Raw genomic sequence first — 4168 nt, forward strand, 5'->3', positions numbered from 1 at the left:
TCGCCGGCCTGGCGGCCGGCCTCGGCATCGCGGCCCTGCTGTCGCACTTCGGCCTGGGCGGCGCCTTTGCCAGCATGATGGCCAACGTGATCGTGATCGCGCTGCTGGCCTTCATCGGTATCTGGATCGTGCGCAAGCTGATGAACCGCAATCGCAAGCCCGAGCCGGCTTATGCGGGCGCGGGTTCGTCGCCGGGTTCGTCAATGAACCGCGGCGGCTACGACGCCGGTTCGAACGGCGGTTACGCGAGCCAGAACCAGGCTTATGCCCAGGCCTCGCCGCAGCCGCAGCCGGCTTCGTCGAGCAGCTATGCCAACGAGGCGGCCGGCGTGTTCGGCGGCGGCGCGGCGGCAGCGGGCGCGGGCCTGGCGGCCGCCGGCACGGCGCCGTCGGTGCCGGCCGGCTTCGACAGCGAGGCCTTCGTGCGTAATGCCAAGGTCTACTTCATCCGCCTCCAGGCGGCCTGGGACGAAGGCAACATGACCGATATCCGCGAGTTCACCACGCCGGAGATGTTCGCCGAGGTGAAGGTCGACCTGGCCTCGCGCGGCGCGGACAAGAACCAGACCGACGTGGTCCAGCTCGAGGCCGAGCTGCTCGGCGTCGAGGAGCGCGGCAACCAGTACGAGGCGAGCGTGCGCTTCCACGGCCTGATCCGCGAGGCGCCGGGCGCCTCGGCCGAGCCCTTCGAGGAGGTCTGGAACCTCACCAAGTCGGGCAACGAAGGCTGGCTGCTGGCCGGCATCCAGCAGATCAACCTGCACTGAGCGAAGGCGGCACGCCGGCCCTGGACGCACCCGGTATCACGCCGGAACAGGGCCGGACCGATCCGACGTTACAATAGAAACCCGCGCGGGCACCCTGCTTGCGCGGGTTTTTTACTCAGTCCGATGACCTTTGCCGCCAAGTCTGTCGCCGCTGCTGTCAACCATCTGCTCGCCCGCGAATCCTGGGCGCGCGAACGCCTGATTCCCTATGCCGGGAAAACCGCCCGGCTCGAATTCCCTCCGCTGACCCTGTTGCTGCTGGTGCAGCCCGATGGCTATTTCGCCGCTGTCGAGGCTCACGAGGCGCCGCAGCCCGACGTCTCGATCGCCCTAGGCGGCGCGCGGCAATCGCCGTTCGACGCCGTCACGGCCTTCGTGCAGGGGGGGCAGGCCGCCGTCATGAAGCACGTCAAGCTGGAGGGCGATGCCGAATTCGCCACCCAGCTCGCCAAGCTCGCCGAACACCTGCGCTGGGAGCCCGAGGAGGATCTCGCGCGCGTGCTCGGCGATGCTCCCGCCCATCGCATCGCCACCCTGGTGCGTTCGGCGGGCGACCAGGCGCGTCGTACCAGCCGTAATCTGCTCGACTCGCTGAGCGAATATTTTCTCGATGAGAACCCGCAGGTCGTGCGCCGCGCCGCGCTCGGCGAGTTCGACGCCGAACTGGCCCGCGCACGCGATGCCCTGGCCCGCGTCGAGAAGCGTATCGAGCGCCTAGAACAACGATCCGGCACACCGGCGGGCGGCAGCTCGCGCGGTGGGCACTGAGGGCTGTACCGCATGCGCATTTTCCGTTTCATCAAAATCGTCTACACCGTGATCCGCTTCGGCCTCGACGAGGTCATGCTGTCGCGCATCGACGATCGCCGCGTCAAGCTGCTGCTGCGCATCACCACCATCGGCCGTCGTTTTTCCGATCCGCCTGCGGTGCGCCTGCGTCGCGCGCTCGAAAGCCTGGGGCCGATCTTCGTGAAGTTCGGCCAGATGCTGTCGACGCGTCGCGACGTGCTGCCGCCCGATTTCGCGATCGAGCTGACCAAGCTGCAGGACCAGGTGCCGCCCTTCGATTCGGCGCTGGCCATGTCGCTGGTCGAGAAATCGCTGGGCGCGCCGATCAGCGCGCTGTTCGACGAGTTCGACCCGGTGCCGGTGGCCAGCGCCTCGATCGCCCAGGTGCATTTCGCCAAGCTCAAGGAGGGCGCGCACGCCGGCAAGGAAGTGGCCGTCAAGGTGCTGCGCCCGAACATGCTGCCGGTGATCGACTCGGACATGGCGCTGCTGCGCGACATCGCCACCTGGGCCGAGCGGCTCTGGCCCGACAGCCGGCGCCTCAAGCCGCGCGAGGTGGTGGCCGAGTTCGACAAGTACCTGCACGACGAGCTCGACCTGATGCGCGAGGCCGCCAACGGCAGCCAGCTGCGCCGCAACTTCGCCGGGCTCGACCTGCTGCTGGTGCCGGAGATGTTCTGGGACTACAGCTCGTCCTCGGTGCTGGTGATGGAGCGCATGAAGGGCGTGCCGATCAGCCAGGTCGACACCTTGCGCGCGGCGGGCGTCGACATCCCCAAGCTGGCGCGCGAAGGCGTGGAGATCTTCTTCACCCAGGTGTTCCGCGACGGCTTCTTCCATGCCGACATGCACCCGGGCAACGTGTTCGTGAGCCTCGACCCGAACCATTTCGGCCGCTACATCGCGCTCGACTTCGGCATCGTCGGCGCGCTTTCCGACTTCGACAAGAATTACCTGGCGCAGAACTTCCTGGCCTTCTTCAAGCGCGACTACCATCGCGTCGCCACCCTGCACCTCGAGTCGGGCTGGGTGCCGCCGCATACGCGCGTCGAGGAGCTGGAGAGCGCGATCCGCGCGGTCTGCGAGCCGTATTTCGACCGCGCGCTGAAGGACATCTCGCTGGGCCAGGTGCTGATGCGCCTGTTCTCCACCTCGCGCCGCTTCAACGTCGAGATCCAGCCGCAACTGGTGCTGCTGCAGAAGACCATGCTCAACGTCGAGGGCCTGGGTCGTTCGCTGGACCCGGAGCTCGATCTCTGGAAGACCGCCAAGCCCTATCTCGAGCGCTGGATGACCGAGCAGATCGGCCTGCGCGGCTGGTACGAGCGCTTCAAGGTCGAGGCGCCGCAATGGAGCAAGACGCTGCCGCAACTGCCGCGCCTGATCCACCAGGCGTTCGCGGAGCGGCACGATTCGCCGCGCGGGCTCAGCGACGAACTGATGCAGCAGATCCTGACCGAGCAGAAGCGCACCAACCGGCTGCTGCAGGCCCTGCTGGTGTTCGGGCTGGCGGTCGGCGTCGGCGCGATCGTGGCGCGCGTGCTGCTGGTGCTGGCGGCCGGCGCCTGAGCGCGGCGATCGACGGCGCCTGGCCGTGATCGGCGGTGAGTGGTCGCGGCGATGCTGCCGGCGGCGAAATCGGGAGAGCACATGAGCGATACCAGCAAGCAGGCCGGCGCCTCGGCGCCAGCCTCGGCCGAGGTGCCGGCCGCATCGATCGCCCCCGGCGCGGCGGCCGGCTTCGCGAGCCGCGATCCGGGCAGCGCCGCGTTCTGGGACGAACGTTTCGAACGCGGCTTCGTGCCCTGGGACCTGGCACGCGTGCCCGATGCGTTCGCCGCCTTCGCGGCCGCGCGTTCGCCGTGCCCGGTGCTGATCCCCGGCTGCGGCAGCGCGCACGAGGCGCTCTGGCTGGCGCGCGCCGGCTGGCCGGTGAAGGCGATCGATTTCTCGGCGAGCGCGGTGGCCGCCGCGGGCCGGCAACTGGGCGAGCATGCCGGGCTGGTGGAGGAGGCCGACTTCTTCGCCTACACGCCGCCGTTCCAGCCGCAATGGATCTACGAGCGCGCCTTCCTCTGCGCGCTGCCGCCCGCGCGCTGGGACGACTACGCGGCGCGCATGGCGGCGCTGCTGCCCGAGGGTGGTTTGCTGGCCGGCTGCTTCTTCATCGGCGCGACGCCCAAGGGACCGCCGTTCGGGATCGACCGCGATGCGCTCGATGCCTTGCTCGGCCCGTATTTCACGCTGGAGGAAGCGCGCCCGGTCACGGATTCGCTGCCGGTGTTCGAAGGGCGCGAGCTATGGCTGAGCTGGCGCCGCCGCTCGGGGAGCTGAGCGGGCTTTCGGATATAATTCAAGGTTTTGCAAGACGTTTCTAGTTTCCGCGGGAAAAGATCATGCCGATTTACGCCTATCGTTGCGATGCATGCGGTTTCGCCAAGGACGTGCTCCAGAAGATGAGCGACGCGCCGCTGTCCGTTTGCCCGGAGTGCGGCAAGGATGCCTTTCGCAAGCAGGTCACCGCAGCCGGGTTCCAGTTGAAGGGCTCGGGCTGGTACGTGACCGACTTCCGGGGCGGTTCGGGCGGCACCAGCGCCGCCGCCGCCAGCACG

General features: G+C 68.4%; 5 protein-coding genes. All 5 read left to right on the top strand.

The genetic code is table 11. The features are described from left to right. Nucleotides 1–767, top strand: a 767-nt coding sequence (locus F3J10_RS34530; protein WP_167243953.1) for a TIM44-like domain-containing protein, incomplete at its 5' end; no start/stop codon positions are given. 123 nt (nucleotides 768–890) lie between these two features. Next, complete coding sequence (locus F3J10_RS34535) at nucleotides 891–1535, top strand: SCP2 sterol-binding domain-containing protein (RefSeq protein ID WP_025096871.1); 645 nt, start codon at nucleotides 891–893, stop codon at nucleotides 1533–1535. A 12-nt stretch (nucleotides 1536–1547) separates the two neighbouring features. Then, nucleotides 1548–3125, top strand: coding sequence for a ubiquinone biosynthesis regulatory protein kinase UbiB (ubiB, locus tag F3J10_RS34540; protein ID WP_013699360.1), 1578 nt, complete (start codon nucleotides 1548–1550; stop codon nucleotides 3123–3125). Nucleotides 3126–3206: 81 nt separating this feature from the next. Next, nucleotides 3207–3890 carry a thiopurine S-methyltransferase gene (locus F3J10_RS34545; protein WP_167243954.1) on the top strand — a complete coding sequence of 228 codons (684 nt, stop codon included), beginning with the start codon at nucleotides 3207–3209 and terminating at the stop codon, nucleotides 3888–3890. Between the two features lie 62 nt (nucleotides 3891–3952). Then, nucleotides 3953–4168, top strand: a 216-nt coding sequence (locus tag F3J10_RS34550; RefSeq protein ID WP_167243955.1) for an FmdB family zinc ribbon protein, incomplete at its 3' end; no start/stop codon positions are given.

This window comes from Burkholderia sp. Cy-637 (assembly GCF_011753175.1).
Taxonomy (GTDB): domain Bacteria; phylum Pseudomonadota; class Gammaproteobacteria; order Burkholderiales; family Burkholderiaceae; genus Burkholderia; species Burkholderia gladioli.